This is a genomic window from Frigoribacterium sp. VKM Ac-2530 (assembly GCF_015350835.1).
GTDB lineage: Bacteria > Actinomycetota > Actinomycetes > Actinomycetales > Microbacteriaceae > Frigoribacterium.
Window position 1 is genome coordinate 559,329 of sequence record NZ_JADKSE010000001.1, and the last position, 16,506, is coordinate 575,834.

Annotated in this window: 14 protein-coding genes and 1 tRNA gene; 7 read left to right on the plus strand and 8 right to left on the minus strand. The window is 71.7% G+C overall.

Features of this window, described 5'->3' with window-relative positions; genetic code table 11:
- Window positions 1–34: 34 nt before the first annotated feature.
- The gene (locus tag ITJ48_RS02550; RefSeq protein ID WP_194612283.1) at window positions 35–1,543 is read right to left on the minus strand and encodes an AarF/ABC1/UbiB kinase family protein; all 1,509 of its coding nucleotides are present in this window, start codon (window positions 1,541–1,543) and stop codon (window positions 35–37) included.
- Between the two features lie 334 nt (window positions 1,544–1,877).
- On the opposite strand from ITJ48_RS02550, the gene ITJ48_RS02555 reads away from it, so the two are divergent.
- Window positions 1,878–2,363: a BON domain-containing protein gene (locus ITJ48_RS02555; RefSeq protein WP_194612284.1), complete on the plus strand. Its 486-nt coding sequence runs from the start codon at window positions 1,878–1,880 to the stop codon at window positions 2,361–2,363.
- A gap of 117 nt (window positions 2,364–2,480) precedes the next feature.
- Here the strand turns inward: ITJ48_RS02555 and ITJ48_RS02560 are convergent.
- Together ITJ48_RS02560 and ITJ48_RS02565 are read right to left on the minus strand one after the other, a co-directional pair.
- Window positions 2,481–2,556: transfer RNA gene (locus tag ITJ48_RS02560), tRNA-Val, on the minus strand.
- An 88-nt stretch (window positions 2,557–2,644) separates the two neighbouring features.
- On the minus strand, window positions 2,645–3,118 hold the full coding sequence (locus tag ITJ48_RS02565) for a peroxiredoxin (RefSeq protein ID WP_123546080.1): 474 nt from the start codon (window positions 3,116–3,118) through the stop codon (window positions 2,645–2,647).
- A 245-nt stretch (window positions 3,119–3,363) separates the two neighbouring features.
- Here ITJ48_RS02565 and aceE point away from each other — a divergent pair, with 245 nt between their 5' ends.
- From aceE to ITJ48_RS02595, 6 genes are all read left to right on the plus strand, one after another.
- A complete protein-coding gene (aceE, locus tag ITJ48_RS02570; protein ID WP_194612285.1) occupies window positions 3,364–6,108 on the plus strand; it encodes a pyruvate dehydrogenase (acetyl-transferring), homodimeric type in 2,745 nt (914 codons plus the stop codon).
- Window positions 6,109–6,145: 37 nt separating this feature from the next.
- The gene (locus tag ITJ48_RS02575; protein WP_133738084.1) at window positions 6,146–7,345 is read left to right on the plus strand and encodes a CdaR family transcriptional regulator; all 1,200 of its coding nucleotides are present in this window, start codon (window positions 6,146–6,148) and stop codon (window positions 7,343–7,345) included.
- A 110-nt stretch (window positions 7,346–7,455) separates the two neighbouring features.
- Window positions 7,456–8,376, plus strand: a complete 921-nt coding sequence (locus tag ITJ48_RS02580) for an ACP S-malonyltransferase (RefSeq protein ID WP_194612286.1) — start codon at window positions 7,456–7,458, stop codon at window positions 8,374–8,376.
- The gene (locus ITJ48_RS02585) at window positions 8,373–9,383 is read left to right on the plus strand and encodes a beta-ketoacyl-ACP synthase III (protein ID WP_194612287.1); all 1,011 of its coding nucleotides are present in this window, start codon (window positions 8,373–8,375) and stop codon (window positions 9,381–9,383) included. The genes ITJ48_RS02580 and ITJ48_RS02585 overlap by 4 nt, the downstream gene beginning before the upstream one ends.
- Before the next feature lie 80 nt (window positions 9,384–9,463).
- Window positions 9,464–9,712: an acyl carrier protein gene (locus ITJ48_RS02590; RefSeq protein WP_056054313.1), complete on the plus strand. Its 249-nt coding sequence runs from the start codon at window positions 9,464–9,466 to the stop codon at window positions 9,710–9,712.
- A 103-nt stretch (window positions 9,713–9,815) separates the two neighbouring features.
- A complete protein-coding gene (locus ITJ48_RS02595) occupies window positions 9,816–11,054 on the plus strand; it encodes a beta-ketoacyl synthase (protein ID WP_194612288.1) in 1,239 nt (412 codons plus the stop codon).
- Between the two features lie 185 nt (window positions 11,055–11,239).
- Here the strand turns inward: ITJ48_RS02595 and ITJ48_RS02600 are convergent, their stop codons facing one another.
- The 5 genes from ITJ48_RS02600 to ITJ48_RS02620 form a co-directional block, all read right to left on the minus strand.
- Window positions 11,240–11,776, minus strand: a complete 537-nt coding sequence (locus tag ITJ48_RS02600; protein ID WP_194612289.1) for a DUF3145 domain-containing protein — start codon at window positions 11,774–11,776, stop codon at window positions 11,240–11,242.
- Window positions 11,777–11,982: 206 nt separating this feature from the next.
- Window positions 11,983–13,641: a bifunctional 3'-5' exonuclease/DNA polymerase gene (locus tag ITJ48_RS02605; RefSeq protein ID WP_194612290.1), complete on the minus strand. Its 1,659-nt coding sequence runs from the start codon at window positions 13,639–13,641 to the stop codon at window positions 11,983–11,985.
- Between the two features lie 81 nt (window positions 13,642–13,722).
- Entirely contained in the window at window positions 13,723–14,553 is an 831-nt protein-coding gene (locus tag ITJ48_RS02610) for a DUF1684 domain-containing protein (protein WP_194612291.1), read from the minus strand.
- 117 nt (window positions 14,554–14,670) lie between these two features.
- Entirely contained in the window at window positions 14,671–15,303 is a 633-nt protein-coding gene (locus ITJ48_RS02615; protein ID WP_194612292.1) for an FMN reductase, read from the minus strand.
- A gap of 10 nt (window positions 15,304–15,313) precedes the next feature.
- The gene (locus ITJ48_RS02620) at window positions 15,314–16,453 is read right to left on the minus strand and encodes an LLM class flavin-dependent oxidoreductase (RefSeq protein WP_194612293.1); all 1,140 of its coding nucleotides are present in this window, start codon (window positions 16,451–16,453) and stop codon (window positions 15,314–15,316) included.
- Between the last annotated feature and the right edge of the window lie 53 nt (window positions 16,454–16,506).

Genomic DNA, 16,506 nt, shown 5'->3' on the forward strand with positions numbered 1-16,506 from the left:
GCAGCGGCACCCGGCAGAGGCGGAGGTCCCGTGACTAGGACCGTCGGTCGCCGCCGAGCGACCGCCCCAGGCTCGTCGCCGCCAGGTAGGTGCCGAGCGCTCCGATCGTGCCGATGCCGACCTTGGCGAGCGGGCCGCGCCACCCGATGCCGCGGGGCCCGGAGGCGAGGGAACCGATCCCCGTGATGAGGGCCGACACCACGAGGCCGGCCACCAACCGGTCGCCCGTCCGTTCGAGGCGGGTGACGAGCGGGGCGAGTTCCCGGGCGCGGAGGTGGATCTCGAGACCGTCGCCGTTCAGCGTCCGGATCAGCTCGTCGACGTTCTCGGGCAGCGCCCGGCCGAGACGCCAGAGCTGCCGGCCCGACGACCGTGCCCGGTCGAGCAGGGCGGCCGGCGAACGAGCCTCGACCATCAGCTTCTCGACCGCCGGCCGGAGCGAGCTCCCCAGGGAGAACGCCGGGTCCAGTCGAAGGCCGATTCCCTCGACGACGGTGAGCATCCTCAGCAGGAGGGCGACGGTCGGCGGGACGCGGAGGTGGTGACGGCGCAGGATGCCGAGCAGGGTGCCGATGAGCGCGCCGACCTGGACGTCCTCGAGGCGGCGACCGTGGTAGTCCGCGATGAACGAGCCGAGGTCGCGTCGGAGGGCAAGTGACGGCGCAGCGTCACCGGCCGGAGCGAGCGAGCGGAGCGCACGGGCCAGGGCGTCCGCATCCGCGGCGACCAGCGCCTCGAACAGGGCGACGAGCAGCCGCCGGTCGTCGTCGCCGATGACGCCGACCATGCCGAAGTCGATGAGCCCGATCCGCCCGTCGGCCTCGACGAAGAGGTTTCCCGGGTGCGGGTCGGCGTGGAAGAAGCCGTTGTCGAAGACCATGGCGACGATCACGTCGATCGACCGTGTGATGACGCTGTTCCGGTCGATGTGAGCGGCGTCCAGGCCGTCGACGTCGTCGACGCGGAGGCCCGACAGCCGGTCCATCGTCAGCACGCGCGACGTCGACAGTGCGCGGAACACCCTCGGGATGTGGACGCCGGGCGTGTCGGCGAAGTCGTTCGCGAAGCGTTCCGCGTTGTCGGCCTCACGGGAGTAGTCGCACTCGTCGAGGAGCGTCCTGCTGAAGGACTCGACGAGGCCCTCCAGGTCGAGGTCCCTCGCCGACGTCGACACGCGGGAGGCGCGAGCCGCGAGGGTGCGGAGGATCTCGACGTCGAGACGGATCGTCTCCACCGCCCCGGGCTTGCGGACCTTGACCACGACGGACGTGCCGTCCCGGAGCGTCGCGACGTGCGCCTGGCCGATGGACGCCGCCGCGAGCGGCTCGACGTCGAAGGAGGCGAAGGCGTCCTCGATCGGCATCCCGAGCTCTTCCTCGACGACCTGCACGATCACGGCACCCGCGACGGGGGCCGACGAGCTGAGGAGGCGCCCCAGTTCGTCGATGTACGAGGGCGGCAGCAGGTCGGGTCGGGTCGACATCAGCTGCCCCAGCTTGATGAACGTCGGTCCCAGTTCCTCGAGGGTCAGCCGCAGCTCCACGGCGGAGGGGGTGCGAAGCGAGTCGATCCCGTGCCGCGCGAGGATCCCTGCAGCTTGACGCGATCGGGAACCGTGAGAGGCAGGTGCGGCAGGCGCCGTCGTGGCAGCTGCCTCTGTCGGGTGGGCCATCGGAAGGCCTCCTCGTTCGCCAGCGCGGCATGGGACGCCGGGCGGTCCACGAAGGCCGTCCGCGTCCGCGCCACCACCCAGGAGATCCACCCTAGAACTGACGGGCGACTCGGAACAGGGCCGAAGGTCACCCGGCCGGGCACGTCGCCGTTCGTCGGGACCATCGCCCCTCGCAACGGCAGCGTCGCTCCCGCAAGCTCGGTCGATGACGACGACTCGCGTTCCCTCCGCCTTTCCCGACTCTTGCCCCGTGCTCGCGGGCGAGGAGGCTGCCCGCCGTGTCCGACGGGCTCTACGTCGGTGGCGCGGCTTCCCCGTCGATGCCGTCGAGGTAGAGGTCGAGGAGGGGGGAACCCGAGTGGTCGTGTCCGGCACGGTGGAATGGTCTCACCAGGTGACTGGTGCACGTCTCGTCGTCGCAGACGTCCCTGGCGTACCCAGGGTCGTCGTGCACCTCGACATCGCACGGCCGCGAGCCGATTCCGACGCAGAAAGAGCCGTGCGCCACGCGCTCGTCGCTGAGGCTCTCTCTCGCGCCGAGCACATCCACGTAGCCGTCGACGGCGAAGGGACCGCGAGTACGTGGGGACACGTGCGATCGTTCACGGAGCGCCACGAGGTAGAGGCGCTCGTCAGGATCTTGCCGGGAGTGGACCGCATCGACAGCGATCTCGAAGTGAGACCTGATTGAGGATCGGTCTGCGGCAGGCCCTGACGCTTCACCGACACCACACCGACATCGCTTCGACCTGTGCAGGACCGAATCGCATCTTGCGCGCGGGAACAGGGTCTGGACCAGCGTTTCTTCTGGTGGGCCCTACCGGGCTCGAACCGATGACATCCACGGTGTAAACGTGGCGCTCTACCAACTGAGCTAAAGGCCCTCGCGCCGGGCGGGCCGGGCGAGCAGGAGACAGGTTATCGCGAAGCAGACGCGACCGGCGCCTCCTGCGGGCCAGCCCTGACGGCGAGTCAGGCCGGGACGGACGTGAGCTGGTCGAGCGCGGCGCGGTAGTCGGCCAGCGAGCGTGCCTGGCCGGGCTCGGTGAGGAAGTGCTCGCGGATGACGCCGTCGACGTCGATGAGGAACGTCGCGCGGGTGGCGAAGCCCTTGTGCTCGAGGAACACTCCGTACTCCTTCGACACCTCGCCGTGGGGCCAGAAGTCGGCCAGGAGGGTGAAGTCGTAGCCCTCCTCCTCGGCGAAGGCCCGCAGGGTCGCCTTCGAGTCGACGGAGATGCCGATCAGCTCGACGCGGGCGTCCTGGAACATCGCCAGGTTGTCGCGGAGCGTGCAGAGCTCGGCGGTGCAGGTGCTGGAGAAGGCCAGCGGGAAGAAGACGAGGGCGACGGGGCGCACGCCGCGGTAGTCCGCCAGGCGCACGTGCTCGCCGAACTGGTTCGGCAGATCGAAGTCGGGAGCCTGGATGTCGTTCTCCAGCGCCATGAGCACGTTCCTTCCGCGCCGGTCCGGGCGACCGACGTCAACACGAGGAGCGATGTTACGCCTCTGTCGGCCGCGCGCGAGGACGTTCTCCCAGGGCGTGCCGAGCCTCCGTCGGCGGAGCCAACTAGACTCGCCAGGTCAGTGCGCGACGACGACCCGGGACCCGAGCCGCGTCGAGCTGACCGCCGTGCGCCCCCGTGGGGCGGCGGCTGTTGTCCACCACACACGAGTGATAGAGGTCAAGGGTGACGGTAAACGATCAGGATCCGTACACGGTCGACACGACCGACCAGGATCCCGAGGAGACCGCCGAGTGGAGGGAGTCGCTCGACTCCCTCGTCGCGGCGCAGGGCCACGAACGCGCACGTCAGATCATGAAGAGCCTGCTGTCTCGCTCGAGCGAGCTGCACCTCGGCGTGCCGATGGTCCCCAAGACCGACTACGTGAACACCATCGCCACCGAGGACGAGCCCGAGTTCCCCGGCGACGAAGAGCTCGAGCGCCGCTACCGCCGCTGGATCCGCTGGAACGCGGCCGTCACGGTGCACCGCGCCCAGCGCCCCGGCGTCTCGGTCGGCGGCCACATCTCGACCTACGCCTCGTCGGCCGCCCTCTACGAGGTCGGCTACAACCACTTCTTCCGCGGCCAGGACCACGCGGGCGGCGGCGACCAGGTCTTCTTCCAGGGCCACGCCTCCCCCGGCATGTACGCCCGCGCGTTCCTCGAGGGCCGCCTCGGCACCGACCAGCTCGACGGCTTCCGCCAGGAGAAGTCGCACCACACCGGCGGCCTCAGCTCGTACCCGCACCCCCGGCTCATGCCCCAGTTCTGGCAGTTCCCGACCGTGTCGATGGGCCTCGGGCCGATCAACGCGATCTACCAGGCGCAGGTCGCCAAGTACCTCACCAACCGCGGCATCAAGGACGCTTCCGACCAGCAGGTCTGGGCGTTCCTGGGCGACGGCGAGATGGACGAGGTCGAGAGCCGCGGCCAGCTCCAGGTCGCGGCCAACGAGGGCCTCGACAACCTCAACTTCGTCATCAACTGCAACCTGCAGCGCCTCGACGGCCCGGTGCGCGGCAACGGCAAGATCATCCAGGAGCTCGAGAGCTTCTTCCGCGGTGCCGGCTGGAACGTCATCAAGGTCGTCTGGGGCCGCGAGTGGGACGACCTGCTCGCCCGCGACACGGAGGGCGCGCTGCTCAACCTGATGAACACGACGCCCGACGGCGACTTCCAGACCTACAAGGCCGAGAGCGGCGCGTACGTCCGCGAGAACTTCTTCGGCCGCGACCCGCGCGCCCTCGAGCTCGTGAAGGACTTCACCGACGACCAGGTCTGGAACCTCAAGCGCGGCGGCCACGACTACAAGAAGGTCTACGCGGCCTTCAAGGCCGCCTCCGAGCACAAGGGCCAGCCCACCGTCATCCTCGCGAAGACCGTCAAGGGCTACGGCCTCGGCCCGGCCTTCGAGGGCCGCAACGCGACCCACCAGATGAAGAAGCTCACCCTCGACAACCTCAAGCAGTTCCGCGACGAGATGCGCATCCCGATCAGCGACGCGCAGCTCGACGAGGACCCGTACCTGCCGCCCTACTACCACCCGGGCGACGGCGACGAGGCGATCCAGTACCTGCACGAGCGCCGACGCGCCCTCGGCGGCTACGTGCCCGAGCGCCGCAGCAAGTACACCGAGATCGCGGTCCCCGAGGCGAAGTCCTACGACGTCGTCCGCAAGGGGTCAGGCAAGCAGGAGGTGGCCACCACGATGGCCTTCGCCCGCCTGCTGAAGGACCTGCTGCGCTCCCCCGACTTCGGCCACCGCATCGTCCCGATCATCCCGGACGAAGCGCGCACCTTCGGCATGGACGCGTACTTCCCGACGTCGAAGATCTACAACCCCAACGGGCAGCACTACACGTCCGTCGACCGCGAGCTGCTGCTGGCCTACAAGGAGAGCCCCCAGGGCCAGCTCCTGCACGTCGGCATCAACGAGGCCGGCGCCTTCGCGGCCTTCACCGCCGTGGGCACGTCGTACTCGACGCAGGGCGAGCCGCTCATCCCGGTCTACGTCTTCTACTCGATGTTCGGCTTCCAGCGAACCGGCGACGCCATGTGGGCCGCGGGCGACCAGATGGCCCGCGGGTTCATCATCGGCGCCACGGCGGGCCGCACGACGCTGACCGGCGAGGGCCTGCAGCACGCGGACGGCCACTCGCTGCTGCTCGCCTCGACCAACCCCGCCGTCGTCTCGTACGACCCGGCGTACGGCTACGAGCTCGGGCACATCGTCAAGGCGGGCATGGACCGCATGTACGGGAAGAACGACGACGGCACCCCGTCGCACGACGACCCGAACGTCATGTTCTACATCACCGTCTACAACGAGCCGATGCAGCAGCCCGTCGAGCCGGACGACCTCGACGTCGACGGCGTCGTGCGCGGCCTCTACAAGCTGAAGGCCGCCGAGAACCTCGGTCCGCGTGCCCAGCTGCTCGCCTCGGGCGTCGGCGTCCGCTGGGCCCTCGAGGCCCAGCAGCTGCTCGCCGACGACTGGAACGTGGCCGCCGACGTGTGGAGCGTCACCTCGTGGAACGAGCTGCGCCGCGACGGTCTCGAGGCCGAGGAGCACAACTTCCTCAACCCGAGCGCCGAGCCCCGCACGCCCTACGTCACCGAGAAGCTCCAGGGCTCCGAGGGGCCGGTCATCGCGACGTCCGACTTCATGGCGGCCGTGCCCGACCAGATCCGCGAGTACGTGCCCGGCGACTACCTGACGCTCGGCGCCGACGGCTTCGGCTTCTCGGACACCCGTGCGGCGGCACGTCGGTTCTTCAAGATCGACGGTCCCTCCATGGTGGTCCGCACGCTGCAGGCGCTCGCCCGGCGCGGCGACGTCGACCGCAGCGTCGTCCAGCAGGCGATCGACCGCTACCAGCTGCACGACGTGACGGCCGGCACCAGCGGCACCGCCGGCGGGGAGAGCTGACGACCGCGTGAGCGCCGAGCGGGTCCCGGCCTCGCCGATGGAGCCGTCCGCGGCCACGAAGGAGCGAACGCTCGCGTGGCTGCGGACGGTGTCCGGCGAGTTGTCGACGGCGACCATCAAGCGGCTGGAGGAGACGCTCCCCTGGTACGGCGACATGCCGCCCGGCCGCCGGTCGGCGGTGGGGCTCGTCGCCCAGGCGGGCATCACCTCCTTCATCAGCTGGTTCGACGACCCCCGGTCGACGCCGTGGATCGCCGCCGACGTGTTCGGCGCGGCCCCGCGAGAGCTGCTCCGCTCCATCAGCCTCCAGCAGACCCTCCAGCTCATCCGGGTCACGGTCGAGGTGGTCGAAGAACGCGTCAAGGACGGCGACGACAGCCTGCGGGAGGCGATCCTCCTGTACTCGAGGGAGATCGCCTTCGCCTCGGCCGACGTCTACGCCCGGGCCGCCGAGGCGCGCGGCCTCTGGGACGCCCGGCTCGAGGCCCTCGTGGTCGACTCGATCCTGCGGGGCGAGTACGACGACGAGCTGCCGAGCCGCATCGCGGCGCTCGGCTGGCACGGCCACGGCGAGGTGTCCGTGCTGGTCGGCACGGCCCCGCGCATGCTCGACGTCGACCAGCTCCGCCGCACGGCGCGGCACCTCGACGCCGACGTCCTGATCGGCGTGCAGGGCAGCCGGCTGGTGCTCGTCATCGGTCGAGCCGAGCAGGAGACCGACGAGAACGGCGTGTCCACCTCGCAGCCCCCGTTCACCGACATCGCCTCGGCCCTCGAGCCCGGCTTCGGCGACGGGCACCTCGTGCTCGGGCACGAGGTGCCGAGCCTCGTCGAGGCGGCCCAGAGCGCCAAGGCCGCCCTCGCCGGGTTCGCCGTCGCCCGGTCGTGGCGGAACGCGCCTCGTCCGGTTCTCGCGGACGACCTGCTCCCCGAGCGCGCCCTCGCCGGCGACCCCCTCGCCCGCTCGACCCTCGTCAACCGCATCTACAAGCCGCTCAAGACGCACTCGACCGAGCTGCTCACGACCCTGTGGTGCTACCTCGACAACGGTCGGTCGCTCGAGGCCACGGCACGCGAGCTCTTCGTGCACCCGAACACCGTGCGCTACCGCCTCAAGCGCGTGTCCGACGTGATCGGCTGGGACGCCACCGGCTCGCGGGAGGCCATCGTGCTGCAGTCGGCGCTCATCCTCGGGTCGATCGCCGACACGGACGGGCAGACGCCCCGACGACGCTGACCGCTGCGGTCGCGGCTGTGGGTCGCGGCTGTGGTGATCCACAGTGTCCACGCCGATCTTTGGTCGAGTTGCTCCACACGGACGGGACACGTCGTTGGCATGATGGTCGAGTGATCGTCGTCGTAGCGCCCGGACAGGGCTCCCAGTCCCCCGGATTCCTCGAGCCCTGGCTGGAGGACGGCGCCCAGCGCGAGTTCCTCGAGTCGCTGTCCGAGTCGGCCGGGGTCGACCTCGTCGCCCACGGGACGACGTCCGACGCCGACACCATCCGCGACACCGCGGTGGCCCAGCCGCTCATCGTCGCCGCCGGGCTGCTCACGGTCCGTGCACTCTTCTCCCGCGTCGACCGCAGCCGGGTCGGCGGCGTCGCCGGCCACTCCGTCGGCGAGTTCACCGCGGCGGCGGTCGCCGGCGTGCTGACCGACGACGACGCCGTCCGCCTGGTCGCCGAGCGCGGCCGCGCCATGGCCGAGGCCGCGTCGCTGGTCGAGACCGGCATGAGCGCCGTCCTGGGCGGGGACGAGGCCGAGCTGGCCGCCCGCCTCGAGGCCCTGGGGCTCACCGCCGCGAACCACAACGGTGGCGGGCAGGTCGTCGTCGCGGGCGAGCTGAGCTCCCTCGCCGCACTCGCGGCGGAGCCGCCCGCCAAGAGCCGGGTCGTGCCGCTGCAGGTCGCCGGGGCGTTCCACACCCGCTTCATGGAGCCGGCCGTCGAGCGCCTCCGCACCGCCGCCTCCTCGGTCACCGCCTCCGACCCGACCCTGCGGCTCTGGACGAACGCCGACGGCAGCGCCGTCGACTCCGGCGCCCGCTTCGTCGAGCTGCTCGTCGGCCAGGTGTCCTCGCCGGTCCGGTGGGACGCCGTCATGACCTCGTTCGCCGACGCCGGCGTCACCGGCATCGTCGAGCTCGCCCCTGCGGGCGCCCTCACCGGCCTCGCCAAGCGTGCGCTGCGCGGAGTCCCCTCCGTCGCGGTGAAGACCCCCGACGACCTGCAGGCCGCCGTCGACCTCCTCGAGGGAGCAGAATGACCACCCCCCAGCTCAAGCAGCAGCACGGCGCCGAGTACACGCGCATCCTCTCCATCGGCGCCGCCCGGGGCGACCAGGTCGTGCCGAACGCCGACATCGTGGAGCCGATCGACTCGAGCGACGAGTGGATCCAGCAGCGGACCGGCGTCGTGACGCGCGTGCGGGCGTCGTCCGAGGTGCACGTCGTCGACCTCGCCGAGGCCGCCGCGAACGAGGCGATCACCAAGGCGGGCATCCGACCCGACCAGATCGGCGTCGTGCTCGTCTCGACCATCAGCGGCGGCGTCGCGACCCCCTCGGTCGCCTCGCTGCTCGCCGAGAAGATCGGCGCGAACCCGGCCGCCGCCTACGACATCTCGGCCGCCTGCGCCGGCTACGCCTACGGCATCGCCCAGGCCGACTCCTTCGTGAAGTCCGGCCTGGCCGAGTACGTGCTCGTCGTCGGGGCCGAGAAGCTCAGCGACTTCATCGACCCGACCGACCGCACCATCTCGTTCCTCCTCGGCGACGGGGCGGGCGCGGCGGTCGTCGGCGCGAGCGACACCCCCGGCATCGCTCCCACCGTGTGGGGCAGCGACGGTTCGAAGTGGGACGCCATCCGCATGACGAACACGATGCAGGAGTACCGCGCCGGTGCCGGCGAGGTCGCCTGGCCGACCCTCCGCCAGGAGGGCCAGACCGTCTTCCGCTGGGCCGTGTGGGAGATGGTCAAGGTCGCGAAGCAGGCCCTCGAGCAGGCCGGCGTCACGAGCGACCAGCTCGCCGCGTTCGTGCCGCACCAGGCCAACATGCGCATCGTCGACGAGTTCGCCAAGCAGCTCGGCCTGCCGGACACGGTCGTCATCGCCCGCGACATCGCGACCACCGGCAACACGTCCGCCGCCAGCATCCCGCTCGCGACCCACCGCCTCCTCGAGGAGCACCCCGAGCTCAGCGGCGGCCTGTCGCTGCAGATCGGCTTCGGTGCGGGGCTCGTGTTCGGCGCTCAGGTGGTCGTCCTCCCGTAGCGCGCCGCGACGGCTCGCCGCCGCCGCCCTGTATAGGCTTTACCCCGGTCACCACGACACCCCCTCAAGGAGAACACACCATGGCACTGTCCACCGAAGAAGTCCTCGCCGGCCTGGCCGAGCTCGTCAACGACGAGACGGGCATCGCGACCGACACCGTCGAGATGGACAAGTCGTTCACCGACGACCTGGACATCGACTCCATCTCGATGATGACCATCGTGGTCAACGCCGAGGAGAAGTTCGACGTGAAGATCCCCGACGAAGAGGTCAAGAACCTCAAGACCGTCGGCGACGCCGTCACCTTCATCACCAAGGCACAGGACTAGACGTCGACGGCCCGGTCTCCCCTCGGGGCGACCGGGCCTCTCCGTCCCCCCTCGTGGGCTCCGCGCCTGCCGAGGGACGCATCGTCTCTCCAGGAGAATCGTCATGACCAAGAAGATCGTCGTCACCGGCCTCGGTGGCACCTCCCCCCTCGGCGGCACCGCCGTCGACAGCTGGAACGCGCTCCTCGCGGGCGAGTCCGGCATCACGACCCTCGAGCAGGAATGGGTCGCCAAGTACGAGCTGCCCGTCACCATCGCCGGCCAGGCCAAGGTGCCGTCGGCCGACGTGCTCGACCGCCGCGAGACCAAGCGCCTCGACCCGTCCAGCCAGTTCGCCCTCACCGCCGCGCGCGAGGCCTGGGCCGACGCCGGCTCGCCCGAGGTCGTCCCCGAGCGCTTCATCGTCGACTGGGCCACCGGCATCGGCGGCGTCTGGACCCTGCTCGACGCGTGGGACACCCTCCGCGAGAAGGGCCCGCGTCGCGTCCTGCCGATGACCGTGCCGATGCTGATGCCCAACGGTCCTGCCGCCGCGATCTCGATGAGCCTCGGCGCGCGCGCCGGCGCCCGCACGGTCGTCTCGGCCTGCGCCTCCAGCACCGAGTCGATCGCCATGGCCTACGACCACCTCCAGTCGGGCCTCGCCGACATCGCCGTGGCCGGCGGCTCCGAGGCGGCCATCCACCCGATGCCGCTCGCCTCGTTCGCGGCCATGCAGGCCCTGTCGAAGCGGAACGACGACCCGGCCACCGCCTCCCGCCCGTACGACGTCACCCGGGACGGCTTCGTCCTCGGCGAAGGAGGCGCGGCGCTCGTCCTCGAGACCGAGGAGCACGCGCTCGCCCGCGGCGCCCGCATCTACGCCGAGCTGATCGGCGGAGCGGTCACGAGCGACTCGTACCACATCACCGCCCCCGACCCCGAGGGCACCGGTGCCGCCCGTGCGGTCATCGCGACGCTCGAGAACGCCGGGGTCGAGCGCGACCAGGTCGTGCACGTCAACGCGCACGCGACCAGCACGCCCGTCGGCGACATCGCCGAGTACCACGCGATCAAGCGGGTCTTCGGCGACCACACCTCGAAGCTGATCGTGTCGGCGACCAAGGCGTCGACGGGTCACCTGCTCGGCGGTGCCGGAGCCATCGAGGCGCTGTTCACCGTCAAGGCGCTGCACGAGCGCCTCGCTCCCCCGACGATCAACGTGACGCAGATGGACGACGAGATCGACCTCGACGTCGTCGTCGGCGAGCCGCGCCGGCTGCCCGACGGCGAGATCGTCGCCGTCAGCAACTCGTTCGGCTTCGGCGGGCACAACGCGGTCGTCGCGTTCCGCTCGGTCTGACCCACCCCGCCCGCGCCTCCGCGCCGGGCACGACGAAGGCCGGTGTCCCCACGGGGTCACCGGCCTTCGTCGCGTCGTGCGGGTGCAGGGAGGCCAGCCGACCCACGTCGACGACCGACGTCAGGCACCGAAGCCGGCGACCGAGGCCAGCGACCGCGGTCAGCGACGGACGCCAGCTGCCGATGTCAGCCGACCTTGTGCAGCCAGACGACGGGGTTGCCCTCGCCGCTGTAGCGGAACGGCTCGAGCTCGTCGTCCCAGGCCTGGCCGAGGGCGAGCCGCAGCTCGCGGTGCAGCTCGAGCACGTTCGAGCCGGCGATGTCCATGGCGTAGCGGATCCGGTCCTCGGGCACGACGGTGTTGCCCGCCGTGTCGGTCTGCGCGAAGAACACCCCGAGGTCGGGCGTGTGCATCCACCGCCCGCCGTCGTTCTCGACGCCGGGATCCTCCGTCACCTCGTACCGGAGGTGCTCCCAGCCGCGGAGGGCGGAGGCGATGCGCGCGCCGGCACCCTCGTCGCCCTGCCAGGAGAACTCGGTCCGCTGGGCGCCGGACAAGACCGGCTGCGCCACCCAGGCGAAGTTCACGGCGTGCCCGAGGGCACGACCGACCGCCCACTCGACATGCGGGCACAGTGCACGAGGGGACGAGTGCACGAAGAGCACTCCCCTAGCCGTTGCAGCAGCCACGATTCCTCCATCCGTTAGGTGCGACTTCCCCATCGACCTGTGGACACGTGGACCGTGTGCGTGCTCTCGTGCGTGTTCGGTTGTGGGCGGACCTAGGTCCGCTGGGTCGATCATGACACGTGCTCCCTGGACGTCACAACCGTGCAACGGCTGGCAATCGGCCCGGCCTGCCCCGCCGGGCAGTACGAGACGGGCGACGAGGAGGCGGCAGGGGCGCCCCCGGGAGCCGCCCGCGCCTCCTACTTGGCCTGCGAGTAGTCGTCGACGACGGCCACGGTCAGCGGGAACCGCACCGGGGCGTCGCCGAACAGCATCCGGCCCGCGGCAGCGGCCGCCTCGACGACGAGGACCGCGACCTCGTCGGCCGTGTCCGCCGGCGCGTGCACGACGACCTCGTCGTGCAGGAAGAACGTGAGGTGCGGGGCGTCGTCGCCGCGGTCGCCGAAGCGGTCGTGCAGCGCCTGCCGGAAGGCGCCCAGCCAGCAGAGCGCCCACTCGGCCGCCGTGCCCTGCACGACGAAGTTGCGGGTGAAGCGCCCCCACGACCGGGCGTCGCGCCCGACCTCGGCGCGGGGCATCTCGGGCGGCAGCTCGTCCGCGGCGGCGTCGCTCGGCGACGGAGAGGTCCGCCCGAGGAGCGTCCGGACCACGCCGCCCTGCTCGCCGGTGCGGGCGGCGGTCTCGACCAGGGACATCGCCTGCGGGAACCGTCGCGCCAGCCGGGGCACGAGCCGCCCGCTCTCGCCCTGGGTCGCCCCGTACATCGCCCCGAGCATGGCGACCTTCGCCTCGGCCCGGCTCGCGACCGCGCCGCTCGCGACGATGCCCTCGTAGAGGTCGCCCTGGCCCGCCGCCGCCATCGCGCGGTCGCCGGAGAGGCCGGTGAGGATGCGCGGCTCGAGCTGCGAGGCGTCTGCGACGACGAGCTTCCAGCCCGGGTCGGCCACGACGGCGGCCCGGACGGCCCTCGGCAGCTGCAGGGCGCCTCCCCCGCTCGTGGCCCAGCGGCCGGTGACGCTGCCGGCCGGCACGTAGTCGGGCCGGAAACGCCCGTCGCGCACCCAGGCGTCGAGCCAGGCCCAGCCGTTGGCGACGAGCAGCCGCTGCCGCTTCTTGTACCGCAGCAGGGGCTCGACGGCGGGGTGGTCGTGACGCTCGAGCTCCCACTTGGTCGTCGAGGTGACGTGGACGCCGGCGGAGTTCAGCGCGCGCACCAGCTCGGCGGGCGAGTCGGGGTTGAGGTCGGGGGCGTCGAGCCGGCTGCGCACCTCGTCGAGGTCGGTGCGCATCAGCGCCGGTCGTTCTCCCGGAGCAGGCCGCGGCCCGAGCGCCTCGCGGAGGACGCGGTCGTGCACGCGGGCCGACCACGGCACGCCGTGGTGCCGCATCTCGACGGCGATCAGCGCGCCCGTCGACTCGGCGGTCGTCAGCAGCTCGAGTCGTGCCCGCTCCGGGCTCGTCTCGATCGCCGCCCGCTGGCGGAGGAACTCCCCCGCCGGGTCGGGCAGCGACTCGGGCAGCACGTCGAAGAGCCCGTCGCGGGGGCCGTCCACCCCCTGAGGGACGTCCCACGGGCCGCGGGGCGCCCCGTGCAGCTCCGCCCCGGCCGTCGCGACGGCCGACCGCAGCAGCGCGTGGCAGAGCCGCAGGTCGACGCATCGCGCCACGCGGACGCCCGCCTCGAGGAGGCGCGGGTACCACCGCGGGGTGTCGTCCCAGACCCAGCGAGGGCCCGCCGCGCCCTCGGGGCCCGACTCGCGCCTCCGGACGGCGTCGACCAGGTCGGCGTCGGCGACGACCTCGACGTCCGCCGCGACCAGGGCCAGGTCGGGGGCGGGACGGCGCCACGTCGTCAGCTCGACGTCGCCGTCGGCGAGGCGACGGGCGAGCACGAACATCCGTCGATCATCCCACCCCGGGGCGCCAGGGCGCGCCCGCGGCCCCGGATCCTCCCTGCTCCGTCGGGCCCGGCCACGCCGTCAGTGCAGCAGTGCGCCGTCTCGGTCGAGCACGTTCTTCTCGCCGGCCTCGATCGGCACGGCCAGCCGGTTCTGCGGGGGCGGGATCGGGCAGTTGAAGGCGTAGGAGAACGCGCAGGGAGGCAGCACGGCCTGGTTGAAGTCGAGCACGATCGTGCCGTCGTCGCCGGGGGTCGGGAAGAGGAAGCGGCCGACCGAGTAGGTGCTCTCGCCGTTCGTCGCGTCGCCGAAGACGAGCTGCAGGCGGTCGCCGGAGCCGCTGGGGAACGCGGCGAGCTCGTGCTCGACGCCGTCGAGCGAGAACCGGATGAGCCCGGGTAGGGGCTTCGGGCGGCTGAGGTCGAGGTCCGCCTGGTGCCGGATGTCGACCTGCGTGCCGTCCTCGGTGGGGACGAAGTCGGCCGTCACCACCCAGGCAGGGTCGTGCTCGAACGAGTCGATCGACCCGAACCGACGGATGCCCTCGGAGTCCGCGTCCCAGACGCGCAGCCCCCAGCTCGAGCTGTCGTCGTTCGCGATGACGGTCCCGGAGAGGGTGTCGGAGAACCGCACCGCGCTCGGGGTCACCGCGTCGTCGCCCGCGACGAGCACGGTGCCGTCCACGACCTCGCCGTCCAGCTGCACGCCGTCAGCGGCCGTCGCGGTGACGAGGAGCCCCGCGAGGCCGTCGGGTGCCGGGGCCCAGGTGCCCGCGACGCCCCAGACGGGCTGGGGAGAGTCGACCCACTGCGTGTTGACGAGCGCCAGGGGGCCCCGGGGGCTCACGGCGCGGACGCGCCTGGCCTCGTGGAACCGGGCGAGCTCGTCGGCGGGGCTGCGGGTGTCGGTCATGCGTCCTCCTCGGGGTGCGCGCGGGTCGCCGCGCCGGGCGTGACCATCATCGACCCGTCCGGGGCCGCGCGCCCTGCGGCACGGCGAGGTCCAGGACTGCTCGGCCCGGTGCGCGGGTCAGATGTCGTCCGGGACGCCCAGGCGGCCCAGCTGCTCCTCGAACGAGACCACGTCGGCGAACGGGTCGCGGCGCTCGGTGTGCCGCAGGGAGACCAGCGCGGCGAACTCGTCCGCCGCGCGCGTCACGCGCTCGGGCAGGCCCGTGGTCGTCGCGTCGCCGGCGCCCCAGTCCTCCGCCGCGACGAAGACGCCGGTGGGCACGACGACGGCACGCAGGTAGGAGAAGAGCGGGCGCAGCTCGTGGTCGAGGACGAGCGAGTGCCGTGCCGTGCCCGCCGTCGCGCCGATCAGCACGGGCGTGCCGGTCAGGGCCGTGTTGTCGAGCACGTCGAAGAACGACTTGAACAGGCCGCTGTAGGAGCCCGTGAAGACGGGCGTGACGGCGACGACCCCGTCCGCGGCCCCGACGGCCGCCAGCACGTCGGCCAGCGCCTCCGACGGGAACCCCGTCAGCATCGCGTCGACGACGTCGTGGGCGTGGTCACGGAGCTCGACGACCCGGAACTCGGCGGGCGAGCCCTGGTCGAGCAGGGCCCGGGCGCTCGCCTCGGCGAGACGGTCGGCGAGGAGCCGGGTGGAGGAGGGCTGGCCGAGCCCTGCCGAGAGGACGACGATCTTCCTGGTGCTCACGGGGCGCCTCCTACAGGCTCGGGACGGACGCGGCGTCGGCCATGACCGAGGACGTGACGGACGAGGTCGCGGCGGAGGCGGCGGCCGCCGCCACGAGGGAGGCGTGCGTCGGCGCGTCGGGGACGCCCGCGGCACGACGGGACGCGAACTCGCGACGGAGCACGGGCACGACCTCCTCGCCGAGGATGTCGAGCTGCTCGAGGACGGTCTGCAGGGGCAGGCCCGCGTGGTCGATGAGGAACAGCTGACGCTGGTAGTCGCCGACGTACTCGCGGAAGCCGAGCGTGCGGTCGATGACCTCCTGCGGGCTGCCGACGGTGAGCGGGGTCTGGCTCGTGAAGTCCTCCATGCTCGGGCCGTGGCCGTAGACGGGGGCCTCGTCGAAGTACGGGCGGAAGGCGCGCTTCGCGTCCTGCGAGTTCTTGGCCATGAAGACCTGCCCGCCGAGCCCGACGATGGCCTGGTCGGCACGGCCGTGGCCGTGGTGCTCGAAGCGGCTGCGGTAGAGCTCGACCATCTGCTTCGTGTGCGAGGCCGGCCAGAAGATGTGGTTGGCGAAGAAGCCGTCGCCGTAGTACGCGGCCTGCTCGGCGATCTCCGGGCTGCGGATCGAGCCGTGCCAGACGAACGGGGCGACGCCGTCGAGCGGACGGGGCGTCGCGGTGAAGCCCTGGAGCGGCGTGCGGAAGTGGCCCTTCCAGTCGACGACGTCCTCGGTCCAGAGGCGGCGCAGCAGGGCGTAGTTCTCGATGGCCAGGTTGATCCCCTGGCGGATGTCCTTGCCGAACCACGGGTAGACCGGGCCGGTGTTGCCGCGGCCGAGGGTCAGGTCGACGCGACCGTCGGCGAGGTGCTGCAGCATCGCGAAGTCCTCGGCGATCTTCACCGGGTCGTTCGTCGTGATGAGCGTGGTGGCCGTGCTCAGCTGGATGCGCTCGGTCGTCGCCGCGATCGTCGCGAGCAGGGTGGTCGGGCTCGAGTTCACGAAGGGCGGGTTGTGGTGCTCGCCGGCCGCGAAGACGTCGAGGCCCACCTCCTCGACCTTCTGGGCGATGGTCACCATCGCCTTGATGCGCTCGTGCTCGGTCGGCACCCGGCCGGTGGTCGGGTCGGCCGTGATGTCGCCGACGGAGAAGACTCCGAACTGCATGGTCTCACCTCAGATCTAGTTCATGCGTCTGCATGTAGTTGGGTGAACGACTT